This is a genomic window from Gammaproteobacteria bacterium (genome assembly GCA_034522055.1).
In the GTDB taxonomy this organism is placed as follows: domain Bacteria; phylum Pseudomonadota; class Gammaproteobacteria; order JAABTG01; family JAABTG01; genus JAABTG01.
The window spans coordinates 66478-87821 of sequence record JAXHLS010000002.1 but is presented as its reverse complement, the minus strand read 5'-3'; the positions used below and the strand labels follow the sequence as shown (position 1 = coordinate 87821).

The window sequence follows — 21344 nt, the reverse complement described above, 5'->3', positions numbered from 1 at the left end:
GGGTTTTTTTTCTGTAAAGGAGAACTATGATGCCTTTTTTTGGATCTACACCCCAGACTGGCAGCGGAGTCAGCTCGTCCCCGAGCGGCAGTGGCAGCAGCTTCTTCGGCGGTTCGTCGTCCACGGGAAGTGCGATCTCTGCCGTTAAAGAAAACGGCTCAGCGCTGCTTCCTGGGCAAGGAGGCAGCGAAGAGACAGGTGTGCTCATTTTTGATCATCAGCAGCACTCAGGTGACGGGGGTGGTGAACCTATCGCGGAGCGCGGTACAGGCGACGAAGCCGCAAACCTCTATCGTGAGTTTGACGCCCTTGGCCACGACGTAACAACCACCGCTGAAACGGATGGTGCTGCCCTGGCTCCGTTGCTGGCCGATGTTGCTGCCTTTGTACTTCCTGAAGCGGAGGCCGGAAATGTGTTCCCCGATGGCGATACGGTATTAGACTTCGTGGAAGGGGGGGGTAACCTGCTGTTCTTCGGGTTCTCCGGGGCCTCCACCAACGGTTCGCAGCTCAACTTCATAAATGAGACCTTCGATCTGGGACTGACCAGTAGTGGAAGCGGCAACTACGTCCTGAGTCCGGATGCGCTGCCGGAGTTTCTGGGCGGCCCGGCTCAGCTGGGTCATAACAACGGCACCAGTACTCTGGCTACGGGCGACCTGCCGGACGACGCGGTGGTGATCTACGGCGATGGCGACGACGCCGTATTAGTATTCATGCCCCAGGAGGACGGGCAGTTGATATTCCTGGGCTGGGATTATTTCAACTCTTCAGGTCAAGATAACGGCTGGAACGACGCCTTCGAAACCGTCGCTGAGCTGACCGCGGAGATCGAGGTGACTGGCGTAGAGGCCCCCGCCATTGGCACTAGCTTCTTCGGATTTGATGCTGGCTAGACATTATCCATGTGACGCCCAAATGCCCCCGGGATAGTTCGGGGACAGTAGGGGGTTGGCAATGCCGCAGGTTCTAGCGGGTGAGAGACCCGCGCGGGTGACCCCCTGGCCACGGGCCCGGTGTCCAGCCGGTGCAGAACGCTTGGCGGCGCAAGTGAAAGTGGTTGAGGCACAGGCCGCGACGTGCCGCGAGCCGCCGGAGGGGACCTCTGGTTCATGCGCATGCTCAACGAAGCCGGTGCCTGCCAGGCCCGGCGGCTGGGCGGTATGCGGATGGCGCGGGAGGTGTTCGGGGGCCGGGTGGCTTGAAGGGTCCGGGCAGGCGGAGAAGCTGTACTATCATGCTGCTGTTACAATGGCCGCGTATTTCGAGACATGATGAGATATGGCCATGACAGAGTGGATCGCATTATCCCGCAGCCAGCACGCTGGCAGGCACTATCTGCCCCGCGAGGGCTACGCCTTCGCCACCAACCAGGCCGTTGCGAGTATCCTGTTGGCCGAACTGGCCAAGCTGCTGCCGCACTATGCACTGGGCTTCATCGAGCAGGGGGAGGGCCACCAACCCGTAGCGCTGCTGAGCCTCGATCTTCAGACGAATCTCTACGTCGCGCCCAACGGCAAATGGCTGGGCAGCTACGTACCGGCTAGCCTTCGCGGTTACCCGTTCACCTTGGCCAACACCGAGGATGGGCAGAAGGCGCTGTGTATCGATCAGGCGTATTTTGCCAGCGATCAGGGCGAACCACTGTTTGATACCGACGGCAATCTCGGTCAGCAGGTAGCCAGGACGCTGGATTTTCTGGAACAGTGCGAGAAGAACCGGCCGGTGACCCTGGCCGCGACCAAAGCCCTCAGCGATGCCGGTGTCATCGAGCCGTGGCCTCTGCAGATTGAGCGCGGTGAAGGGCAGGAACCGCTCAAACTCAACGGCCTGTTCCGAGTGAGCGAGGAAGCGCTGAACGCGCTGGAGGCCGACGCCTATACCCAATTGCGTGGCGGACCGATGGCACTGGCCCATGCTCAGTTGTTCTCCATGAGCCAACTCAATCAGCTCACCGAGCGTGCCAGGTTTCATGCCCAGCACCACAGTGCCGCCAAACTCCCCGAATCCCTTGATGCGCTGTTCAGGGAAGATGACGATCTTGCCTTCGATTTCAATAATTGATCATGGAACAGAGTATGCCCGCTGGGCAACCACGCCGGACGCTCAGTTGATAACGATTTTGACCATGGCGGTGATACCCACGATCCCCGGGGCATACTCATGGGGCTTCACGTGATACTGGGCCGGATAGTCGCGAGGCTCTGACCGCGCCAGGTGACATCGGCGGGCCGGCATACATCGGCGACAAGGTCGCGGGCGTGGCCACCTATACGGCGCGCCTCGGTCAGTACCCTGATGTGACGGGCGTCCTGGACGGCAGCGTCGGCGAACTCGCCGCCTTTCAGCATATAAGCCACTACCAGCAGTGCGTGTCCACCAGTCCCTGCGAGAGGCGGATCCTTAGGCACCCACCCGTACCACGATCCCGGGTCGGGGACTGGCCTTCAGGATATGTCGAGTGCGAGGTGATTCCGGGTTGAGCCTTTTTCTGGTGATGGCCACCTACAACGGGGAGAGCTTCCTCCGCGAGCAACTCGATAGTCTCGTCGGGCAGAGTGTCCGGGAGTGGACCCTGCTGATACGGGACGATGGCTCCCATGACGCCACGGTGGCAATCCTCGACGAGTATGCCGGGAGGGACGGCAGAATCCGCAGGGTCGAGGATGGGCTGGGCGGGCTCGGGGCGGTGGCCAATTTCGCGCGTCTGATGGAGCAGGCCCGCGACCGGGGGGCGAGCCGTCTCTTTCTGGTGGATCAGGACGATGTGTGGATGCCCGGCAAGATCGCGGGGGAGTTGGCGCTGTTGGAAGAGGGGGAGGGGCGGTTCGGCGCCGGCACGCCGCTTCTGGTCCACTCCGACATGGCGGTGGTCGATGAGTTCTGCAGGGAGCGGAGCCCTTCGTTCATGGACTACCAGATGATTCGCCATGAGGAACAGGATCCCTTGTGCGTTCTGGTGGTACAGAATTTCGTGACCGGCTGCACGGCGCTCCTCAATCGCCCCCTCCTCGAACTGGCCCTCCCCATCCCCGATGGGGTTCCGATGCACGATTGGTGGCTCGCGCTGGTGGCTGTGGCGGCGGGGCGAATCCTCTATCTGCCGCGTGCAACCCTCTGCTATCGACAGCATGGCGCCAACCAGGTGGGGGCGAGTGGCGTATGGCGCACGGCGTGGCGCTCGTTGACGGGCCGTGGCCCCGGGCGGGGGATGATGGCGGACTTCGCGCGTAGCGTTCATCAGGCACAGCTTCTGGTCGAGCGCTTGAAAAAGAGTGGCCTCTACCGCGAGGGCGATCCGGAGCACTCGCTGTTGCGTGCCTACTGCGAGCTGTTCGGGGCACGGTTGCCGTGGTACCGGCGGGTGATGGGGCTCAGGCGCCTCGGGGTGAGGCGGCAGCACCCCATCCGCCAATTCCGGCTATATCTCCAGGCGGCGCTCTGGGGCGGAAGGCGGCGGCGCCTGCAGGGCCTCTCTCACCGGAAGCCGGGGTGAGTGGTTTGTCCACCGGGGAGGCTCACGGCAAGGAGGTGTCGTTGAGCATCTCCCTGGTCACCTTCGCGCCCAGCAAGGAGGTGTTGAGGGATACCCTGGAGAGCGTCGCGTTATCGCTAAGGCGGGCGCTCGCCAGCGGGGAGATCGGCAAGGCGCGGGTGATGTTGGTCGATAATGGCCCCGATGACGGTGCCTCGGCGTGTGTCGCGGGCCTCGCCTCTGCGCTGCGCCGGAGGGGGATCGAGACGGAGGTGGTCAGTGGTCACGGCAATGTCGGTTACGGACGGGGCAACAACCTGGCCATGGAGCGCTGCGCGGGTGATTTCCACTTGGTCCTCAACCCTGATGTGGTCGTGGAGGAGCGGGCGCTGGCAACCGGCGTCGCATATCTGGCCGCCCACCCCGACGTGGTCCTTATCGCTCCGGCGGTCATCGGGCAGGAATCGGATGCGCGGCATCTGTGCAAGCGTCACCCGACGGTTATTGACCTGCTGCTTCGAGGGTTTGCGCCGAACTTCGTTAAGCGTCTCTTCCAGAGGCGTCTCGACCATTATGAGCTGGCCGACGTTCGGGATGGATCGGTGGCGGTGGATGTGCCCATCGTCAGCGGCAGCTTCATGCTCTGCCGTGGCGAGGCGCTGCGTGCGGTGGGGGGATTCGACCCGGCCTTTTTCATGTACTTTGAGGACTTCGATCTCTCCCTGCGCCTCGGTTGGCGGGGACGGGTGGAGCTGCTTCCGGCGATGCGGATCCGCCACGCCGGCGGCGGTGCCGCTCGCAAGGGGCGGCGGCACATTATCTGGTTCGGCCGATCGGCCGTGCGTTTCTTCAGCAAGCACGGCTGGAGGTGGTGGTGAGACGCGCTTACTTTAATTATGACGCTGGACGAGGCGGGGCGGATCGAGCAGGGGGCATACGCGCCGATGTCGCGCCCGCCTGGGCGTGGCTGCCGGAAAATCCATGAACCCGGATGAGCGGATACTCGTTACCGGGGCGACCGGTCTCATCGGCGGTGCCCTGATCGCGCGCCTGTTGCTGGACGGGGTCGGCAGCGTGCGCGCGACGGTGCGGGGCCTTGCTGGCGGGCTGTCGGCAGCGGTGGAAGTGAAACCGATCGGAGATCTCGGCCCCGCAACCGACTGGAGCCGTGCACTGGGCGATGTGACCGCCGTGGTTCACACCGCGGCCCGGGTGCACGTGATGCGAGAACAGGCGGCCGATCCCCTGGCTGTTTACCGGCGGGACAATGTAGAGGGCACCTTGCAGCTGGCGCGCCAGGCGGCTGAATCAGGGGTGCGCCGGTTCGTCTTTCTCAGCTCCATCAAGGTCAATGGGGAAGAAACGCTGCCGGGCCGGCCCTGTCGTGCGGCGGATGCACCACGGCCCGAGGACGCCTACGGGATTTCCAAGCTGGAGGCCGAGCAGGGCTTGATGAACCTGGCGCAGGAGGCCGGCATGGAGGTGGTCATCCTTCGACCGCCGCTGGTCTACGGACCGGGGGTGAAAGGCAATTTCGCGGCCCTGATCAAGGCGCTGGCCCGGGGTTTGCCGCTGCCGCTGGGGGCCATCACCGACAATCGCCGCAGCCTGGTCGGGCTGGACAATCTGGTGGATCTGATCCGCGTCTGTCTTGAGCATCCGGCGGCGGCAAATCAGGTCTTTCTGGCCGGGGATGGCGAGGATCTTTCCACCGCGGAGCTGTTGCGGCGGCTCGGGCAGGCTCTGGGGCGGCCGGCACGGCTGATCCCGGTGCCGCCGGCCCTGATGAAGGCGGGGGCTCGGGCTCTGGGCCGGGAGGGCGTCTGCCGGCGGCTGTGCGGCTCGCTGCAGGTGGACATCGCGCCGACTTGTGAGCGACTGGACTGGACCCCGCCGTTGGGCGTGGACGAGGCGCTGGCCCGGACGGTTCGGGGATGAGTGCCATTGGACTCGCTATGGCCGCCTTCGGCGCGGCCCTGGTGCTCACGGCGATGGTGCGCGTTTATGCGGTGCGCCGAGAGCTTCTGGATACCCCCAACGCCCGCAGTTCCCATACCGTGCCCACGCCGCGGGGCGGCGGTGTTTCCATCGTTCTGGTCTACCTGGTGGCCACGGCTTTCGCGGCGTTGGCCGGCTGGATCGATGCCGCCGCGGCGCTCGGCCTTGGCGGCGGCGCCTTGGGCGTCACCGCGGTGGGTTTCTGGGACGACCACGGCCACGTTTCCCGGCGGCTGCGCTTCGCCGTGCACCTGGGCGCGGCGGTGTGGGCGCTCGCCTGGCTCGGCGGCCTGCCGCCATTGCCGCTCGGTTCAGGGTCGGTGGATTTGGGCCTGGCGGGGGATGCGCTGGCGGCGGTGGCCATCGTCTGGCTACTCAACCTGTACAACTTCATGGACGGCATCGATGGCATAGCGGCCACGGAGGCCATTACGGTGGCTGCGGGTGGGGCGCTCATCTTGCTGCTCGGTGGCACCCCCGGGGCGGCTGGCTGGCTGTTCTGGCTGGCCGCCTCGGCCGCCGGCTTCCTGGTCTGGAACTGGCCGCCAGCCAGGATCTTCATGGGCGACGCGGGCAGCGGCTTCCTCGGTTTCGCTTTCGGCGCGCTCGCGGTGGCGACCAGCCACGGCGGCGCCATCAACCTGTGGAGCTGGGCGATCCTGCTGGCCGCCTTCATCGGCGACGCCACCTGGACGCTGCTGCGGCGCCTGGCCCGGCGGGACACCTGGTACGAGGCCCACCGCTCCCACGCCTACCAGATCGCCGCGCGGCGCTGGGGCAGCCATCTCAAGGTCACCCTGCTGGTGGGTGCCTTCAACCTGCTGTGGCTGCTGCCCCTGGCACTGCTCGCCGCGAACCGGCCGGGCTGGGGCTGGGCGCTGGCGCTGCTCGCCTACCTGCCGGTGGTGGCGGCGGGCGTGGGTCTCGGGGCGGGGCTGCCGGACGACCAGGTGTCGCGGCCGGTGGCCGGGTCTGGCGGCGGGCAACGCTCGGCGCGCCGTTCCTGAGCCGACGGGCAGATGGCCGAGGATGAATCGCCGAGGGGCTCGGCTCCTAGTGCGTCCGTGGAGGCGCATTTTCTGCACGGTGAGAGTCCGTGTCGGGGTAAGCCAAGGCCCCGTAGTCGAAGGTAACTGCGTCGTCGCGAGGCGGGGTGGAGAGCAACCGGAGGCGAACTGGCGGTCCGTAGGATGACGAACTCGATTCGGCGGTACGGGACGGCGAGCCCGCTAGGAGAAGGTGAAGCCTGAAACTCATCGGATGCGCTGGGATTGGCGTGGAAAGCGACATTCGGGTCCCCTCCGTGGTTGGAGACGGAACGCTGGGAAGGAAATGCGAGAGAAGCGGGGAGACCTGACCGCCGTGGTGACGGTGGGCAGGAGTCAGAGCCTTCGTAGTACTGAACGGTTCTGCTGCGGTCATGGCGAGGTGCTGCGGAAACGCGGACCCAAGAGCTGGAGGGCGTCCTCCGCCTAAAACCGTGGGTGGTGCCGGGAAAGCGCGAAGAACAGAAATCGCGCCGAGGGAAGGGAGGCAGGAAGGTGGATGGGTGAAGTCCGGAGGAGGTGAGCGCGTATGCAAAGGGTCGAGAGCGTCTCGCAAGAGGCTAAGCCAGACTCGTCCAACCCGGTGGAATGGCCGTGGGTGGACCGCACGATCTGGACGGAGCGCATGTTGGCGGCGCTGGGTAACGGCGTCCAAGGGACGAAGTGGTTCAGTCTGATCGACAAGGTGCATCGCCCCCAGACCCTGGAACGGGCGTGGCAGGATGTGCGGGCCAACCGGGGTTCAGCGGGGGTGGATGGCCAGAGTGTGCAGCGTTTTGAGGCCCATGCCGAGCGGTATCTGGCGGAGCTGGGAGAGGCGCTGGGAATTGGACGGTACCGACCGGATGCGGTGCGTCGGTGGAGATTCCGAAGGGGACAGGGACGCGTCCCCTGGGCATTCCGACGGTGAAGGACCGGATTGTGCAGGCGGCGATGAAGCGGGTGCTCGAGCCGATTTTCGAGCGCCAGTTTTTGCCGATGAGTTACGGGTTTCGCCCGGGTCGCGGGTGCAAGGATGCGCTGCGGGAAGTGGATGGGCTGGTTCGGGAGGGCTACACCCATGTGGTGGATGCCGACCTGGCCCAGTACTTCGACACCATCCCGCACGAAGCGTTGATGGCCCGGGTCGAGGACCGGATCAGCGATGGTCGGATCCTCGACCTGCTGCGCGCCTGGTTGCGCCAGGACGTGGTGGCGGAGATAGCGCGCTGGACGCCGACCCGGGGCTCGCCCCAAGGGGCGGTGATCAGTCCGTTACTCGCGAATCTGTACCTGCACGGGCTGGATGTACACATGACCCAGCGCGGCTATCGGATGGTTCGGTATGCTGACGACCTCGTGATCCTGTGTGCCAGTCCGGACGAAGCCCAGGAGGCGCTGCAGGAGTTGCGGCACTGGGTGGAGGCCAATGGTCTGCAACTGCACCCGGAGAAGACCCGTGTGGGGGATTGCCGGCAGCCCGGGAAGGCTTTGAGTTTCTCGGGTACCGGTTTGAAGCGGGACGGCGGTGGGTACGCAAGAAGAGCCGCAAGGCCCTTTACGACCGGGTCCGGGCCAAAACCCGGCGCAGTCGTGGGGATTCGCTGGCGCGGATTGTGGCCGACCTGAACCCGATGCTGCGTGGCTGGTTCGTGTATTTCCAGCACGCGCACCCGTGGACCTTTCCTCGCGTGGACGGTTTTGTCCGACGTCGATTACGGGCGCTGTTGCGCAAGCAGCAGAAGCGCCCGGGAGCGGGTCATTGTCAGTCCGACCATCTCCGCTGGCCGAACGCGTTCTTCGCTGCGGCTGGGCTTTTCACCATGACCGAAGCCCGGACGTTGGCGAGCCAATCCCGATGAGGTAACCACCGACTGGAGAGCCGTGTGCGGGAGAACCGCATGCACGGTTCGGAGGGCGGGGAGGGTCACTCCTTCCCGACCCCTATCATAGCTCGGCTCCTACAGGTGTTAATCGCGGAGGGGCTCTCGTGTCGTGTAGCATCCGGAACATGGTAAACGTGACGCGGAGGGAACCTACGATGCCCATCCGGCCTTGAAGCACGACATCTATGCTGCCCTGGAGGCCCTGCCGGAGGGTGTGGCCGGGGAGATCATCGATGGCCAGCTCCATACCCAGCCGCGGCCGGCGGGGTGCCACCTGCGTGCCACTTCGGTACTGGACCGTCGTCTCGGCGGTGCCTTTGACGATGGCGTCGGCGGGCCGGGCGGTTGGTGGATCCTGATCGAGCCCGAGATCCATTTCGTGCGCAACACCGAGGTGCTGGTACCGGATCTGGCAGGTTGGCGCCGCGAGCGCATGCCGGTGCTGCCGGAGGATCAGCGTTTCGAGGTGGTGCCGGACTGGGTGTGCGAAATCCTCTCACCGTCCACTGCGAGCAAGGACCGCGAGGTGAAGATGCCGGTCTACGCCGCCTATGGCGTGGCCTATGCCTGGCTGGTGGATCCGGGGCCGCGTACGTTGGAGACGTATGCCCTGCGCGATGGGGGCTGGGAATTGCTGCGGCGCTACGAAGAGGGTGACGTCGTGGATGCCGCCCCATTCGCCGAGGCTGGGTTCCGGGTGGCGGATCTCTGGGCGTAAGGGCGGAGACAGAGCCGGGAGCGGCCTTCCTGATGGACTGCGCCGGGTTGCTGTATCAATAACGGACGCCGGCTGCGCTTCGCGTATACGGCCTACGCGCTATGAGCCGGCGGGGGGTGTTGCCTGAGGCATTCTACACTCGCGGCAAGCCTTCTCGCCCCCCTCTCCCTTGCGCGGGAGAGATTGGGGGAGAAGGGCGATCTCTTTTCGGGCAAGACCGAGACTGCCTGCGGCATCCCAAGGTTCCGCTGCGCGCAACTTTGGGCTACGGCGGGTGGTGTCCGGCGCCGTCCCGGTGACCCCGGGGCCTCGCCGAAGTTCGCCGCAGGGCAGGTTGCGAAGAAACCTATCATGGGCCTGGGGCCGGCACTGCGCCCGGCCTCGTGGCAGGCGACCGCCGCAGATGGTCGATACCGCCCGCGGCGTTGCGCTAGACCTGCCCTGACGCAGGATGTGAACCCCCGGCAAGGATGCGCGATGCCCGACCAATCTATCTCCGACGACCACGACAGCCCCTGGAAGGAGGCGCTGGAGCGCTACTTCCCGGAGTTCCTGGCGCTGCTCTTTCCCGAGGTCCACGCCGGCAACGACTGGTCCCGCGGCCACAGCTTTCTCGACAAGGAGCTCCAGCAGGTGGTGCGTGACGCCGAGGCCGGCCGGCGCCACGCCGACAAGCTGGTGCGGGTGTGTGCCGCCGACGGGGCCGAGACCTGGGTGTTGGTGCACGTGGAGGTGCAGGGCCGGCCGGAGGCGGCCTTCGCCGAGCGGATGTTCACCTATCACTACCGTCTTCTGGATCGCTACGCCCGTGACGTGGTGAGTCTGGCCGTGCTGGCCGACGCCTCGCCGGGCTTTCGGCCAAGCAGCTACCGCCGCGGGCGCTGGGGTTGTGAGTTGGCCTTTCGCTTCCCGGTGGCGAAGCTGCTGGACTGGGCGGCCGAGCCGGCCTGGTCAAAGCTGGAGGCGAGCGAGAGCTGCTTCGCCCTGGTGGTGATGGCGCAGATCCGGGCGCGGGCGACGCGCGATGCCGAGCAGCGCCGGGCCTGGAAGTTCCGCCTGGTGCGGCTGATGTATGATCGGCGCTACAGCCGCGATGTTATACTGGAGTTGTTCCGGGTGATCGACTGGATGATCCGGTTGCCCGAGGATCTGGAAGAGGCGTTTCGTGAAGAACTCTACCAACTGGAGGAGGCCAAGCGCATGCCTTATGTGACCACCGTGGAGCGTGCCGGCATCGAGAAGGGCCTGCAACAGGGTCTGGCGCAGGGTCAGAAGCAGGGCCAGAAGCAGGGTGAGGCTGCGGTGCTGCTGCGCCAGCTCACCCGCAAGTTTGGCCTGGCGGCGGCCGAGGCCCACCGCGCACCCATCGAGGCCGCCGACGCCGAGACGCTGCTCGCCTGGAGCGAGCGCATCCTCGATGCCGAAACACCCGAAGACATCTTCGACGCGGAGTAAACGCCGAAGCGGTGCTCGAAGACCCAACGGTGCTCCGCCCCATCGGGCTACGGCGGGGGGCTACGGCGGGCGCCATGAAGGCATTGGCCTCTGCCGCCCCTCTTCCCTCTCCTCTAGGCGGGAAGGATCCTTTCGCTGGAAAGACCAAGTGAATCGCCGAGGGGGCTCGGTTCCCACATGGGTTAATCGCCGAGGGGGCTCGGCTCCTAGTGCGTCCGTGGAGGCGCATTTTCTGCACGGTGAGAGTCCGTGTCGGGGTAAGCCAAGGCCCCGTAGTCGAAGGTAACTGCGTCGTCGCGAGGCGGGGTGGAGAGCAACCGGAGGCGAACTGGCGGTCCGTAGGATGACGAACTCGATTCGGCGGTACGGGACGGCGAGCCCGCTCAGGAGAAGGTGAAGCCTGAAAATCATCGGATGCGCTGGGATTGGCGTGGAAAGCGACATTCGGGTCCCCTCCGTGGTTGGAGACGGAACGCTGGGAAGGAAATGCGAGAGAAGCGGGGAGACCTGACCGCCGTGGTGACGGTGGGCAGGAGTCAGAGCCTTCGTAGTACTGAACGGTTCTGCTGCGGTCATGGCGAGGTGCTGCGGAAACGCGGACCCAAGAGTTGGAGGGCGTCCTCCGCCTAAAGCCGTGGGTGGTGCCGGGAAAGCGCGAAGAACAGAAATCGCGCCGAGGGAAGGGAGGCAGGAAGGTGGATGGGTGAAGTCCGGAGGAGGTGAGCGCGTATGCAAAGGGTCGAGAGTGTCTCGCAAGAGGCTAAGCCAGACTCGTCCAACCCGGTGGAATGGCCGTGGGTGGACCGCACGATCTGGACGGAGCGCATGTTGGCGGCGCTGGGTAACGGCGTCCAAGGGACGAAGTGGTTCAGTCTGATCGACAAGGTGCATCGCCCCCAGACCCTGGAACGGGCGTGGCAGGATGTGCGGGCCAACCGGGGTGCAGCGGGGGTGGATGGCCAGAGCGTGCAGCGTTTTGAGGCCCATGCCGAGCGGTATCTGGCGGAGCTGGGAGAGGCGCTGGGAATTGGACGGTACCGACCGGATGCGGTGCGTCGGGTGGAGATTCCGAAGGGACAGGGACGCGTCCCCTGGGCATTCCGACGGTGAAGGACCGGATCGTGCAGGCGGCGATGAAGCGGGTGCTCGAGCCGATTTTCGAGCACCAGTTTTTGCCGATGAGTTACGGGTTTCGCCCGGGTCGCGGGTGCAAGGATGCGCTGCGGGAAGTGGATGGGCTGGTTCGAGGAGGGCTGCACCCATGTGGTGGATGCCGACCTGGCCCAGCTACTTCGACACCATCCCGCACGAAGCGTTGATGGCCCGGGTCGAGGACCGGATCAGCGATGGTCGGATCCTCGACCTGCTGCGCGCCTGGTTGCGCCAGGACGTGGTGGCGGAGATAGCGCGCTGGACGCCGACCCGGGGCTCGCCCCGAGGGGCGGTGATCAGTCCGTTACTCGGCGAATCTGTACCTGCACGGGCTGGATGTACACATGACCCAGCGCGGCTATCGGATGGTTCGGTATGCTGACGACCTCGTGATCCTGTGTGCCAGTCCGGACGAAGCCCAGGAGGCGCTGCAGGAGTTGCGGCACTGGGTGGAGGCCAATGGTCTGCAACTGCACCCGGAGAAGACCCGTGTGGGGGATTGCCGGCAGCCCGGGGAAGGCTTTGAGTTTCTCGGGTACCGGTTCGAAGCGGGACGGCGGTGGGTACGCAAGAAGAGCCGCAAGGCCCTTTACGACCGGGTCCGGGCCAAAACCCGGCGCAGTCGTGGGGATTCGCTGGCGCGGATTGTGGCCGACCTGAACCCGATGCTGCGTGGCTGGTTCGTGTATTTCCAGCACGCGCACCCGTGGACCTTTCCTCGCGTGGACGGTTTTGTCCGACGTCGATTACGGGCGCTGTTGCGCAAGCAGCAGAAGTGCCCGGGAGCGGGTCATTGTCAGTCCGAGCATCTCCGCTGGCCGAACGCGTTCTTCGCTGCGGCTGGGCTTTTCACCATGACCGAAGCCCGGACGTTGGCGAGCCAATCCCGATGAGGTAACCACCGACTGGAGAGCCGTGTGCGGGAGAACCGCATGCACGGTTCGGAGGGCGGGGAGGGTCACTCCTTCCCGACCCCTATCGGGGGGCGATTTGCGAGGTAGGTGTAGGAGGCCAGCCCTCTGGCCGATTGGTCGGCGAAGGTAGGCGAGGGTTTTGGATATATAAGGGGGGGCAGTGAAGCTCGACAAGTGGAAAGGGACGATCCCGTATGCACGCACCCTGGCGTTCGTGCATGACTTGGTGTGGGTGCCGCTGGCGCTGCTGCTGGCCTATTGGTTGCGCCTGGATTTCCGCTGGCCTCCTGAGCCGTATATAGGGGAGCTTTGGGTGTTGATGGCGCTCGCGGTGCCGGTGCAGGCCGTGGCGTTCTGGTGGTTCGGACTCTATCGGGGGGTGTGGCGTTTCGCCTCCATTCCCGATCTGATGCGGATCCTCTATGCGGTGTGGCTCGGAGCGGCGGTGATTTTTCTTGGCCACTTTCTCGTGGCGCGCCTGGAAGGGGTGCCGCGCTCCATCATGGTGCTATATCCGGTGCTGCTCACCATGGGGCTGACGGGGCCGCGGCTCATCTATCGCTGGTTCAAGGACCATCGCTTGCGCCTCGCACCGAAGGAGGGGCAGCGGGTGCTGATCCTGGGGGCGGGGCAGGCCGGTGAGTTACTGGCGCGCGACCTGTTGCAGGACGAGAACTATCAGCCGGTGGCGTTCCTCGATGACGCGCCGGAGAAGCACGGGCGGGAGCTGCACGGCATCCGGGTGCGGGGCGGTATCGACGCGTTGGGAGAGAAACTCTCCGATCTGGCTATCGACGTGGTCCTCGTGGCCATGCCCTCGGCGGGGCGGGACACCATGCGCCGCATCGTGGAGGAGTGTAATGCCCAGGGGGTGCGCTGCGTGACGCTGCCCTCCATCGAGGAGCTGCCGGACTCCCAGGTGAGTATGGCCCAGCTCCGGGAGGTGCGTATCGAGGACCTGCTGGGTCGTGAGATCATCGAGTTGGACGACGCGGGCTTACACGGCCTGCTGGAGGGCAAGCGGGTGCTGGTGACGGGGGCCGGTGGGTCCATCGGCTCGGAGCTGTGCCGGCAGGTGTGGGACTATGGTCCGGAACGGTTGATCATGCTGGACCACGGGGAGTTCAATCTCTACCGCATCGAGGGAGAGATGCGGGTTCGGGCGCAGGACGGCCGTATTCGGGCCCACCTCGGAGACGTGCGCGACGAGGTACGCATGCGTTGGGTGTTCGAGACCCACCGCCCTCATATCGTGCTCCATGCCGCGGCCTACAAGCACGTGCCCCTGGTGGAGGAGAACCCGGGTGAGGGCATCAGGACGAACGTGTTCGGTACCCGTATGGTCGCCGACCTGGCGGTGGAATATCGGGTGGAGAAGTTCCTGCTGGTCTCCACCGACAAGGCGGTGAACCCCACCAACGTGATGGGCGCCAGCAAGCGCACCGCGGAGGTGTACTGCCAGGCCCGCAACGCCCACGGCGACACCGCCTTCATCACCACCCGTTTCGGCAATGTCCTGGGTTCGGCGGGCTCCGTGGTGCCCCTGTTCCGGCGCCAGATCGAGGAGGGCGGCCCGGTCACCGTCACCCATCCCGAGATCACGCGCTTCTTCATGACCATCCCCGAGGCGGTGAGCCTGATCCTTCAGGCGGCGGCCATGGGCAAGGGCGGTGAGGTATTCGTGTTGGACATGGGGGAGCCGGTGAAGATCGTCGACCTCGCCCGGGAGATGATCCGCCTGTCGGGGCGGGAGCCGGATGTGGACATCGCCATCCAATATATCGGGCTGCGCCCCGGGGAGAAGCTCCACGAGGAGCTGTTCCACCGCGACGAGAACCTGTTGGGTACCGCCCATCCCAAGATCCTGCTGGCCCGGGCCCGTCAAGTAGCCTGGCGGGTCCTGCAGGACGAGCTGGCGGAACTGGCCGGCGCCTGCACGGCGCGGGATGACGATGCGGTGCGTCACCTGCTGCGCCAAGTGGTCCCCGAATACCAGGAGTCTCACGCGACGGAGGCCTTGAGCCCGCCGGAGGCGGTCGGGGTCGGCACGGTGCATTGACGCCGGGAACGTGCCGGCGGCGGTGTCCTGTCGAAGAGGGGCGGAGAGTGCGGTCGATCAAATGGGGATTTTTGTGGCAGCGGCGCCTCGCCGCGATTGGCTCTGGGAATCGCGACGCGGGCGTCGCTCCAACAGGTAATCGAAGTCGGGGTGTTGTAGGACCGGCGCCCCGCCGCGATGGGTTGAAGATTGAATCCGCGGGCGTGCGTTTGCCGCTCGTTGGTTGCTACAGGACCGCTCGCGTCGTGTAGTATCCAGAACATGGTGAACGTGACGCGGAAGGAACCTACGATGCCCCATCCGGTCCTGCAGCACGATATCTATGGCGCTCTGGAAGCCCTGCCGGAGGGTGTGACCGGGGAGATCATCGATGGCCAGCTCCATACCCAGCCGCGGCCGGCGGGGCCGCACGCGTTGGCCAGCTCGAACCTGGGCGGGGAACTGCATCAGCCGTATGGACGGGGTCGAGGAGGCCCCGGCGGTTGGTGGATCATCGATGAGCCCGAGATCCATTTCGTACGCAACACCGAGGTGTTGGTACCGGATCTTGCGGGCTGGCGCCGGGAGCGGATGCCGGTGCTGCCGGAGGATCAGCGTTTCGAGGTGGTGCCGGACTGGGTCTGCGAAATTCTCTCACCGTCCACCGCGAGCCGGGACCGCGAGGTGAAGATGCCGGTATACGCGGCATACGGGGTTGCCTGGGCGTGGATCGTCGATCCCGGGCCGCGGACGCTGGAGGCGTACGCACTGCGTGACGGGCGTTGGGTACTGCAGCGGCACTTGGAGGCGTCTGACACGGTGGCGGCAGAGCCTTTCGAGGCGGCGGCGTTCCGTGTGGAGGACCTCTGGCGGTAACGCGGCGGGCATCGCCGAGGGGGCTCGGCTCCTAGTGCGTCCGTGGAGGCGCATTTTCTGCACGGTGAGAGTCCGTGTCGGGGTAAGCCAAGGCCCCGTAGTCGAAGGTAACTGCGTCGTCGCGAGGCGGGGTGGAGAGCAACCGGAGGCGAACTGGCGGTCCGTAGGATGACGAACTCGATTCGGCGGTACGGGACGGCGAGCCCGCTAGGAGAAGGTGAAGCCTGAAAATCATCGGATGCGCTGGGATTGGCGTGGAAAGCGACATTCGGGTCCCCTCCGTGGTTGGAGACGGAACGCTGGGAAGGAAATGCGAGAGAAGCGGGGAGACCTGACCGCCGTGGTGACGGTGGGCAGGAGTCAGAGCCTTCGTAGTACTGAACGGTTCTGCTGCGGTCATGGCGAGGTGCTGCGGAAACGCGGACCCAAGAGCTGGAGGGCGTCCTCCGCCTAAAACCGTGGGTGGTGCCGGGAAAGCGCGAAGAACAGAAATCGCGCCGAGGGAAGGGAGGCAGGAAGGTGGATGGGTGAAGTCTGGAGGAGGTGAGCGCGTATGCAAAGGGTCGAGAGTGTCTCGCAAGAGGCTAAGCCAGACTCGTCCAACCCGGTGGAATGGCCGTGGGTGGACCGCACGATTTGGACGGAGCGCATGTTGGCGGCGCTGGGTAACGGCGTCCAAGGGACGAAATGGTTCAGTCTGATCGACAAGGTGCATCGCCCCCAGACCCTGGAACGGGCGTGGCAGGATGTGCGGGCCAACCGGGGTTCAGCGGGGGTGGATGGCCAGAGTGTGCAGCGTTTTGAGGCCCATGCCGAGCGGTATCTGGCGGAGCTGGGAGAGGCGCTGGGAATTGGACGGTACCGACCGGATGCGGTGCGTCGGGTGGAGATTCCGAAGGGGACAGGGACGCGTCCCCTGGGCATTCCGACGGTGAAGGACCGGATTGTGCAGGCGGCGATGAAGCGGGTGCTCGAGCCGATTTTCGAGCACCAGTTTTTGCCGATGAGTTACGGGTTTCGCCCGGGTCGCGGGTGCAAGGATGCGCTGCGGGAAGTGGATGGGCTGGTTCGGGAGGGCTACACCCATGTGGTGGATGCCGACCTGGCCCAGTACTTCGACACCATCCCGCACGAAGCGTTGATGGCCCGGGTCGAGGACCGGATCAGCGATGGTCGGATCCTCGACCTGCTGCGCGCCTGGTTGCGCCAGGACGTGGTGGCGGAGATAGCGCGCTGGACGCCGACCCGGGGCTCGCCCCAAGGGGCGGTGATCAGTCCGTTACTCGCGAATCTGTACCTGCACGGGCTGGATGTACACATGACCCAGCGCGGCTATCGGATGGTTCGGTATGCTGACGACCTCGTGATCCTGTGTGCCAGTCCGGACGAAGCCCAGGAGGCGCTGCAGGAGTTGCGGCACTGGGTGGAGGCCAATGGTCTGCAACTGCACCCGGAGAAGACCCGTGTGGGGGATTGCCGGCAGCCCGGGAAGGCTTTGAGTTTCTCGGGTACCGGTTTGAAGCGGGACGGCGGTGGGTACGCAAGAAGAGCCGCAAGGCCCTTTACGACCGGGTCCGGGCCAAAACCCGGCGCAGTCGTGGGGATTCGCTGGCGCGGATTGTGGCCGACCTGAACCCGATGCTGCGTGGCTGGTTCGTGTATTTCCAGCACGCGCACCCGTGGACCTTTCCTCGCGTGGACGGTTTTGTCCGACGTCGATTACGGGCGCTGTTGCGCAAGCAGCAGAAGCGCCCGGGAGCGGGTCATTGTCAGTCCGACCATCTCCGCTGGCCGAACGCGTTCTTCGCTGCGGCTGGGCTTTTCACCATGACCGAAGCCCGGACGTTGGCGAGCCAATCCCGATGAGGTAACCACCGACTGGAGAGCCGTGTGCGGGAGAACCGCATGCACGGTTCGGAGGGCGGGGAGGGTCACTCCTTCCCGACCCCTATCGGGTGGGTTCGATTAGCGATGTAGGTGTAGGAGGCCAGCCCTCTGGCCGATTTGGCCGGTGGGGTGCGATGTAGGAGGCCAGCCCTCTGGCCGATTGGTGGGCGGGGGTGCGGTCGTCGAGGATGAATCGCCGAGAGGCTCGGCTCCTGTGAGGGCTCTCATCCCTATACCCCACGATCTTGACTGCGAATCCGCCTCGGGCTAGCGTTTGTTGAAATGTTCAACAAACGAGGTGCTCTCGCATGGCGACGGTTAATTTCAGTGTCCCGGATGAGGTCAAGGAGGCCTTCAACGCCGAATTTGAGGGGCAGAACAAGAGCGCCATCATCGCCAACCTCATGCGCGAGGCCGTGGAGCGGGCCCGTCGTCGGCAACGCAGCCGGGTGGCCATTCAGCATATCCTGGAACGCCGGGCCAAGGCCCCTGGCCGGTCTGATGAGGAATTGCGGGAGTCGAGGCAAGAGGGGCGGCCTTGACCTTGGTTCTTGACGCGAGCGTCGTGCTCAAGTGGTTTTTCAGGGACCGCGGGGACGAAGCCCATGCCGATAATGCGTTGGCGATTCTCTATGCGCTGGATGCTGGGACGGTACGGTTGCTGGAGCCGCCCCATTTCGTTGCCGAGATGGCCGCAGTGCTGGCACGTGAGAATCCGGATGGGGCCTTGGATGACCTGGTGAATCTCGAGGCCCTGGACTGGCGACTGACGGCGGAGCAGGGAATCTATGCGACGGCGGTGGAACTGTCCGCCAGCCTCGGTCATCACCTCTTCGACACCCTGTATCACGCCACGGCCCTCCATGAGCCGGGCGCAACCCTGGTGACTGCCGACGAGCGGTACTACAAAAAAGCTAAAGTAATCGGAAGGATCGTCCTTTTGCACCGGCTTGAGCTACCGGGGCGTTGAAGCGTGCATCCCGCGCCTCACGGGTCCGTTTCCGTCCGGGGGGTGTCCAGGGGACGATCCCGGGTCCTCATGTTCCGGGTAGGGCGCCGGGGCGGTTCGCGGTAAGATGGCTGCTCCAGTGGACACGGAAGCCGGAGGATGCCAGCCCATGAGCCTGCCCTTGAGAGACCATCAACACCATACCTACGCCGATTACCTGACTTGGCCCGAGGAGGAGCGCTACGAGCTCATCGACGGCGTCGCTTACGCTATGGCACCGGCCCCGGGGCGCCGCCACCAGGAGGTGGTTGTGGAGATGCTGCGCCAGATTGCCGATGCCCTGGAGGGCCATCCCTGCAGGGTCTACGTGGCGCCCTTCGACGTGCGCCTGCCCCGGGGCAGTGAGGCGGACGAGGCCATCGATACCGTCGTCCAGCCGGACCTCTCGGTGATCTGTGACGCCGCGAAGCTGGACGACCGGGGTTGCCGCGGGGCACCGGACTGGGTCATCGAGGTGATCTCCCCGTCCACCGCCAGCCACGATCAGGTGAAGAAGCGCGACGTCTACGAGCGGGCGGGGGTGAAGGAGCTGTGGCTGGTGCACCCTGCCGATGGCATCGTCAGCGTCTATACCCTGGCGGCGGGTGGCTATGGCAAACCGCGGATCAACGAGTTGGAGGGCTGCCTCCTGAGCGCCGTCCTGCCCCAGGTGGAGATCCACTGGGCGCGGGTGCTGCGCTGAATAGCATCCAGTAACGGCATGGCCTTTTAAGATCCGCTAAACTGCCCCGGTTTCGCCATTTCTATCGAGGAGTGATTATGTCCGACAGGATCAAGAAGGCGGTATTTCCGGTTGCCGGTCTGGGCACCCGTTTCCTGCCCGCCACCAAGGCCAACCCCAAGGAGATGCTACCCATCGTCGACAAGCCGCTGATTCAGTACGCGGTGGAGGAGGCGGTGAGTGCGGGGGCTACGGAGTTGGTGTTCATCACCGGGCGCAACAAGCGCTCCATACCGGACCACTTCGATCGCATGCCCGAGCTTGAGTACGAGCTGGAGGAGCGGGGCAAGCGGGAGATGCTGGAGCAGGTGCGGAATATCGTGCCGCCCCATGTGACGTGCATCTACATACGCCAGGCGGAACCTCTGGGCCTGGGCCATGCGGTGTTGTGCGCCAGGCCGGTGGTAGGTAACGAACCGTTCTCGGTGATCCTCGCGGACGACCTCATCGACGGTTTCGGCAACAGCTGCCTGCAGCAGATGGTGGACCAGTATGACAAGCACGGGTGCAGCGTCGTGGCGGTGCAGCAGGTGGACCCCAATGAGACGGACAAATATGGCATCGTGCGGGCCACCGAGGTGGCGGAGCGCACGTCCCGGGTGGAGGAAATGGTGGAGAAGCCAGCGCCCGCGGACGCCCCCTCCACCCTGGCGGTGGTGGGGCGTTACATCCTGACGCCGCGGATCTTCGATCTGCTGGAGACCACCGGCCGCGGAGCCGGCGGGGAGATCCAGCTTACCGACGCCATCGCGGCGTTGTTAAAGGAGGAGCAGGTGCTGGCCTGGGAATTCATCGGCAAGCGCTACGACTGCGGCAGCAAGCTGGGCTACCTGGAGGCCACGGTGGAATACGCCCTCAAGCACGAGGAACTCAAGGCGGATTTCTGCAATTACCTCCGGGAACTGGCGGAAGGGGACGTGTGCCGGCCCCATGAGTGAGGGGGCGACTCCAAGTACACCCTATGCAGATTACCTCACTTGGCCCGGAGGCGAGCGGTACGAACTCATCGGCATCGAGGGCCTCCCTAGTGAGGCAGGTCCAGCTTCTCGCCGATGCGGGTGAGTAGTGCTTCCAAGTCTTTGACGGAAGCGACGGCGAGATTTAAGAACGCCGCGTTTTTCTCAGGGTCATCCGGATATTCGTGGGCGAATCCGTTCCTGATGGCCCTAAGTTCCTGCCATCGTTGTGCACTTGGCACGTATCCGAGCTTTTCCAGACGATTCAGCTTATCCAGCATGGGGCGATCTTCATAGGGTTCCTGAAGATAAGCGAGTACAGCCGGCAGCAGACGGGATCCTATGGCATCCTGCAGCTTGCCGAAGCGAAGTACGAATTGGTCCAGGACTTGTACTGTGTCATCGTCGAATTTCTCCAATTCACTTCCGTTCAAGGGGACCTTCGGATCCAGATCTTCCAGTGCATGACGCATATGGTGCATGTGCCGCCCACACTCGCGCCACGCATCGTGCAGCCTTCGCTCCGCGATCTCGACGGTCATAAAGGCACTCCCGTTTCTTCGGCTATCTTGAAGATTAGCGGGTGTGTGCGGCGCCCTGGGTAGTTGATCAGAAGGTCCAGCTTTTGGTCGCCCAGCTGCTGTTGTAAATGACTCTGGAAGGCAATTTCGGCGCGTGCGATCTCGGTTACGTCGCGACTCGGGGTTTCAATTAGTAAATCGATGTCACCGCCACGGGCGGAGTCGTCCGCGCGCGAGCCGAACAAACGCACGGTCGCTTTCTCCCCGAAGTGATCGCGGACGGCCTCGCGGATTATCCGACGCTGCTTGGCACTTAAACGCATACGACAACATCCAGGTCGGTGCCCGTGTTTTTTCGTCCCCGAATCGGTTTCGTGATCATATTGTGATTATCGGCGATTCGCCGGGCGGTTCAAACAGGCCCGTGAGATGGGCGCCACCGGCGTCCTGCGGTTCACCGAAGCCGTTACCTGGCTATTGACCAGGCGGGCGGTCTGGCAGTAATATCCGCGGCTCTTTTCCCCGGTAGCTCAGTCGGTAGAGCAGCTGGCTGTTAACCAGCGGGTCGGCAGTTCGAGCCTGTCCCGGGGAGCCAATTTCCTCTCTGAGGTCCGCGCCTTTCCAGGTATTATGGCCGGCGTGTAGGGTGGAACAAGCGCAGCGGTTCCACCGTTGCGGCGGCATGGTGTTGTCCCGGTTCTCGCCCGGCAGGT

26 protein-coding genes and 1 tRNA gene are annotated in these 21344 nt (G+C 64.8%); 24 read left to right on the top strand and 3 right to left on the bottom strand.

Annotated features, from left to right (window positions below; genetic code table 11):
* Positions 1-26 precede the first annotated feature (26 nt).
* Positions 27-896 carry a hypothetical protein gene (locus U5S82_00640; protein ID MDZ7750181.1) on the top strand — a complete coding sequence of 290 codons (870 nt, stop codon included), beginning with the start codon at positions 27-29 and terminating at the stop codon, positions 894-896.
* 391 nt (positions 897-1287) lie between these two features.
* Positions 1288-2064, top strand: coding sequence for a SapC family protein (locus tag U5S82_00635; GenBank protein MDZ7750180.1), 777 nt, complete (start codon positions 1288-1290; stop codon positions 2062-2064).
* A 107-nt stretch (positions 2065-2171) separates the two neighbouring features.
* Here U5S82_00635 and U5S82_00630 read toward each other — a convergent pair whose 3' ends face one another.
* Positions 2172-2351: a hypothetical protein gene (locus U5S82_00630; GenBank protein MDZ7750179.1), complete on the bottom strand. Its 180-nt coding sequence runs from the start codon at positions 2349-2351 to the stop codon at positions 2172-2174.
* A 128-nt stretch (positions 2352-2479) separates the two neighbouring features.
* Between U5S82_00630 and U5S82_00625 the strand changes: the two genes are divergently transcribed.
* The 21 genes from U5S82_00625 (at position 2480) to galU (ending at position 20092) form a co-directional block, all read left to right on the top strand.
* A complete protein-coding gene (locus tag U5S82_00625) occupies positions 2480-3496 on the top strand; it encodes a glycosyltransferase family 2 protein (protein ID MDZ7750178.1) in 1017 nt (338 codons plus the stop codon).
* A 41-nt stretch (positions 3497-3537) separates the two neighbouring features.
* Complete coding sequence (locus U5S82_00620; GenBank protein MDZ7750177.1) at positions 3538-4353, top strand: glycosyltransferase family 2 protein; 816 nt, start codon at positions 3538-3540, stop codon at positions 4351-4353.
* A gap of 103 nt (positions 4354-4456) precedes the next feature.
* A complete protein-coding gene (locus tag U5S82_00615) occupies positions 4457-5413 on the top strand; it encodes an SDR family oxidoreductase (protein ID MDZ7750176.1) in 957 nt (318 codons plus the stop codon).
* On the top strand, positions 5410-6480 hold the full coding sequence (locus U5S82_00610) for a glycosyltransferase family 4 protein (protein MDZ7750175.1): 1071 nt from the start codon (positions 5410-5412) through the stop codon (positions 6478-6480). Before U5S82_00615 ends, U5S82_00610 begins: the two co-directional genes overlap by 4 nt.
* A gap of 568 nt (positions 6481-7048) precedes the next feature.
* The gene (locus U5S82_00605; GenBank protein MDZ7750174.1) at positions 7049-7429 is read left to right on the top strand and encodes a hypothetical protein; all 381 of its coding nucleotides are present in this window, start codon (positions 7049-7051) and stop codon (positions 7427-7429) included.
* On the top strand, positions 7378-8127 hold the full coding sequence (locus tag U5S82_00600; GenBank protein ID MDZ7750173.1) for a reverse transcriptase domain-containing protein: 750 nt from the start codon (positions 7378-7380) through the stop codon (positions 8125-8127). The genes U5S82_00605 and U5S82_00600 overlap by 52 nt, the downstream gene beginning before the upstream one ends.
* The gene (locus tag U5S82_00595) at positions 8103-8360 is read left to right on the top strand and encodes a group II intron maturase-specific domain-containing protein (GenBank protein ID MDZ7750172.1); all 258 of its coding nucleotides are present in this window, start codon (positions 8103-8105) and stop codon (positions 8358-8360) included. The genes U5S82_00600 and U5S82_00595 overlap by 25 nt, the downstream gene beginning before the upstream one ends.
* Positions 8361-8553: 193 nt before the next feature.
* Positions 8554-9102 carry a Uma2 family endonuclease gene (locus tag U5S82_00590; GenBank protein ID MDZ7750171.1) on the top strand — a complete coding sequence of 183 codons (549 nt, stop codon included), beginning with the start codon at positions 8554-8556 and terminating at the stop codon, positions 9100-9102.
* Positions 9103-9579: 477 nt separating this feature from the next.
* Positions 9580-10557 carry a DUF4351 domain-containing protein gene (locus tag U5S82_00585; GenBank protein MDZ7750170.1) on the top strand — a complete coding sequence of 326 codons (978 nt, stop codon included), beginning with the start codon at positions 9580-9582 and terminating at the stop codon, positions 10555-10557.
* Between the two features lie 729 nt (positions 10558-11286).
* Positions 11287-11667, top strand: coding sequence for a hypothetical protein (locus tag U5S82_00580; protein MDZ7750169.1), 381 nt, complete (start codon positions 11287-11289; stop codon positions 11665-11667).
* Positions 11668-11690: 23 nt separating this feature from the next.
* Complete coding sequence (locus U5S82_00575) at positions 11691-11876, top strand: hypothetical protein (protein ID MDZ7750168.1); 186 nt, start codon at positions 11691-11693, stop codon at positions 11874-11876.
* Positions 11819-12091 carry a hypothetical protein gene (locus tag U5S82_00570; protein MDZ7750167.1) on the top strand — a complete coding sequence of 91 codons (273 nt, stop codon included), beginning with the start codon at positions 11819-11821 and terminating at the stop codon, positions 12089-12091. Before U5S82_00575 ends, U5S82_00570 begins: the two co-directional genes overlap by 58 nt.
* On the top strand, positions 12054-12602 hold the full coding sequence (locus U5S82_00565) for a group II intron maturase-specific domain-containing protein (protein ID MDZ7750166.1): 549 nt from the start codon (positions 12054-12056) through the stop codon (positions 12600-12602). The genes U5S82_00570 and U5S82_00565 overlap by 38 nt, the downstream gene beginning before the upstream one ends.
* A gap of 181 nt (positions 12603-12783) precedes the next feature.
* Complete coding sequence (locus U5S82_00560; protein ID MDZ7750165.1) at positions 12784-14682, top strand: nucleoside-diphosphate sugar epimerase/dehydratase; 1899 nt, start codon at positions 12784-12786, stop codon at positions 14680-14682.
* Between the two features lie 291 nt (positions 14683-14973).
* Complete coding sequence (locus U5S82_00555; GenBank protein ID MDZ7750164.1) at positions 14974-15537, top strand: Uma2 family endonuclease; 564 nt, start codon at positions 14974-14976, stop codon at positions 15535-15537.
* Between the two features lie 553 nt (positions 15538-16090).
* Complete coding sequence (gene ltrA, locus U5S82_00550) at positions 16091-17170, top strand: group II intron reverse transcriptase/maturase (GenBank protein ID MDZ7750163.1); 1080 nt, start codon at positions 16091-16093, stop codon at positions 17168-17170.
* A complete protein-coding gene (locus U5S82_00545) occupies positions 17146-17403 on the top strand; it encodes a group II intron maturase-specific domain-containing protein (GenBank protein MDZ7750162.1) in 258 nt (85 codons plus the stop codon). Before ltrA ends, U5S82_00545 begins: the two co-directional genes overlap by 25 nt.
* Positions 17404-17732: 329 nt before the next feature.
* Positions 17733-17966, top strand: coding sequence for a hypothetical protein (locus U5S82_00540; protein ID MDZ7750161.1), 234 nt, complete (start codon positions 17733-17735; stop codon positions 17964-17966).
* Positions 17963-18394, top strand: a complete 432-nt coding sequence (locus tag U5S82_00535) for a type II toxin-antitoxin system VapC family toxin (protein MDZ7750160.1) — start codon at positions 17963-17965, stop codon at positions 18392-18394. The genes U5S82_00540 and U5S82_00535 overlap by 4 nt, the downstream gene beginning before the upstream one ends.
* Positions 18395-18542: 148 nt before the next feature.
* Positions 18543-19115 carry a Uma2 family endonuclease gene (locus U5S82_00530; protein ID MDZ7750159.1) on the top strand — a complete coding sequence of 191 codons (573 nt, stop codon included), beginning with the start codon at positions 18543-18545 and terminating at the stop codon, positions 19113-19115.
* Between the two features lie 77 nt (positions 19116-19192).
* Positions 19193-20092 (top strand): UTP--glucose-1-phosphate uridylyltransferase GalU, encoded by a 900-nt coding sequence (gene galU, locus U5S82_00525; GenBank protein ID MDZ7750158.1) that lies wholly within the window; start codon positions 19193-19195, stop codon positions 20090-20092.
* An 86-nt stretch (positions 20093-20178) separates the two neighbouring features.
* Here galU and U5S82_00520 read toward each other — a convergent pair whose 3' ends face one another.
* Both U5S82_00520 and U5S82_00515 read right to left on the bottom strand, forming a co-directional pair.
* The gene (locus U5S82_00520) at positions 20179-20652 is read right to left on the bottom strand and encodes a hypothetical protein (GenBank protein MDZ7750157.1); all 474 of its coding nucleotides are present in this window, start codon (positions 20650-20652) and stop codon (positions 20179-20181) included.
* Positions 20649-20954 (bottom strand): nucleotidyltransferase domain-containing protein, encoded by a 306-nt coding sequence (locus tag U5S82_00515; protein ID MDZ7750156.1) that lies wholly within the window; start codon positions 20952-20954, stop codon positions 20649-20651. The genes U5S82_00520 and U5S82_00515 overlap by 4 nt, the downstream gene beginning before the upstream one ends.
* Positions 20955-21150: 196 nt before the next feature.
* Between U5S82_00515 and U5S82_00510 the strand changes: the two genes are divergently transcribed.
* Positions 21151-21226, top strand: a tRNA-Asn gene (locus U5S82_00510).
* Positions 21227-21344 lie beyond the last annotated feature (118 nt).

Bases quoted from the DNA above. Each gene is read 5' to 3' on its own strand.
- U5S82_00640 (MDZ7750181.1), top strand. From the start codon at position 27: ATGATGCCTTTTTTTGGATCTACACCCCAGACTGGCAGCGGAGTCAGC.
- U5S82_00635 (MDZ7750180.1), top strand. From the start codon at position 1,288: ATGACAGAGTGGATCGCATTATCCCGCAGCCAGCACGCTGGCAGGCAC.
- U5S82_00630 (MDZ7750179.1), bottom strand. From the start codon at position 2,351: ATGCTGAAAGGCGGCGAGTTCGCCGACGCTGCCGTCCAGGACGCCCGT.
- U5S82_00615 (MDZ7750176.1), top strand. From the start codon at position 4,457: ATGAACCCGGATGAGCGGATACTCGTTACCGGGGCGACCGGTCTCATC.
- U5S82_00610 (MDZ7750175.1), top strand. From the start codon at position 5,410: ATGAGTGCCATTGGACTCGCTATGGCCGCCTTCGGCGCGGCCCTGGTG.
- U5S82_00605 (MDZ7750174.1), top strand. From the start codon at position 7,049: ATGCAAAGGGTCGAGAGCGTCTCGCAAGAGGCTAAGCCAGACTCGTCC.
- U5S82_00585 (MDZ7750170.1), top strand. From the start codon at position 9,580: ATGCCCGACCAATCTATCTCCGACGACCACGACAGCCCCTGGAAGGAG.
- U5S82_00580 (MDZ7750169.1), top strand. From the start codon at position 11,287: ATGCAAAGGGTCGAGAGTGTCTCGCAAGAGGCTAAGCCAGACTCGTCC.
- U5S82_00575 (MDZ7750168.1), top strand. From the start codon at position 11,691: ATGAAGCGGGTGCTCGAGCCGATTTTCGAGCACCAGTTTTTGCCGATG.
- U5S82_00570 (MDZ7750167.1), top strand. From the start codon at position 11,819: ATGTGGTGGATGCCGACCTGGCCCAGCTACTTCGACACCATCCCGCAC.
- U5S82_00565 (MDZ7750166.1), top strand. From the start codon at position 12,054: ATGACCCAGCGCGGCTATCGGATGGTTCGGTATGCTGACGACCTCGTG.
- U5S82_00555 (MDZ7750164.1), top strand. From the start codon at position 14,974: ATGCCCCATCCGGTCCTGCAGCACGATATCTATGGCGCTCTGGAAGCC.
- ltrA (MDZ7750163.1), top strand. From the start codon at position 16,091: ATGCAAAGGGTCGAGAGTGTCTCGCAAGAGGCTAAGCCAGACTCGTCC.
- U5S82_00540 (MDZ7750161.1), top strand. From the start codon at position 17,733: ATGGCGACGGTTAATTTCAGTGTCCCGGATGAGGTCAAGGAGGCCTTC.
- U5S82_00530 (MDZ7750159.1), top strand. From the start codon at position 18,543: ATGAGCCTGCCCTTGAGAGACCATCAACACCATACCTACGCCGATTAC.
- galU (MDZ7750158.1), top strand. From the start codon at position 19,193: ATGTCCGACAGGATCAAGAAGGCGGTATTTCCGGTTGCCGGTCTGGGC.
- U5S82_00520 (MDZ7750157.1), bottom strand. From the start codon at position 20,652: ATGACCGTCGAGATCGCGGAGCGAAGGCTGCACGATGCGTGGCGCGAG.
- U5S82_00515 (MDZ7750156.1), bottom strand. From the start codon at position 20,954: ATGCGTTTAAGTGCCAAGCAGCGTCGGATAATCCGCGAGGCCGTCCGC.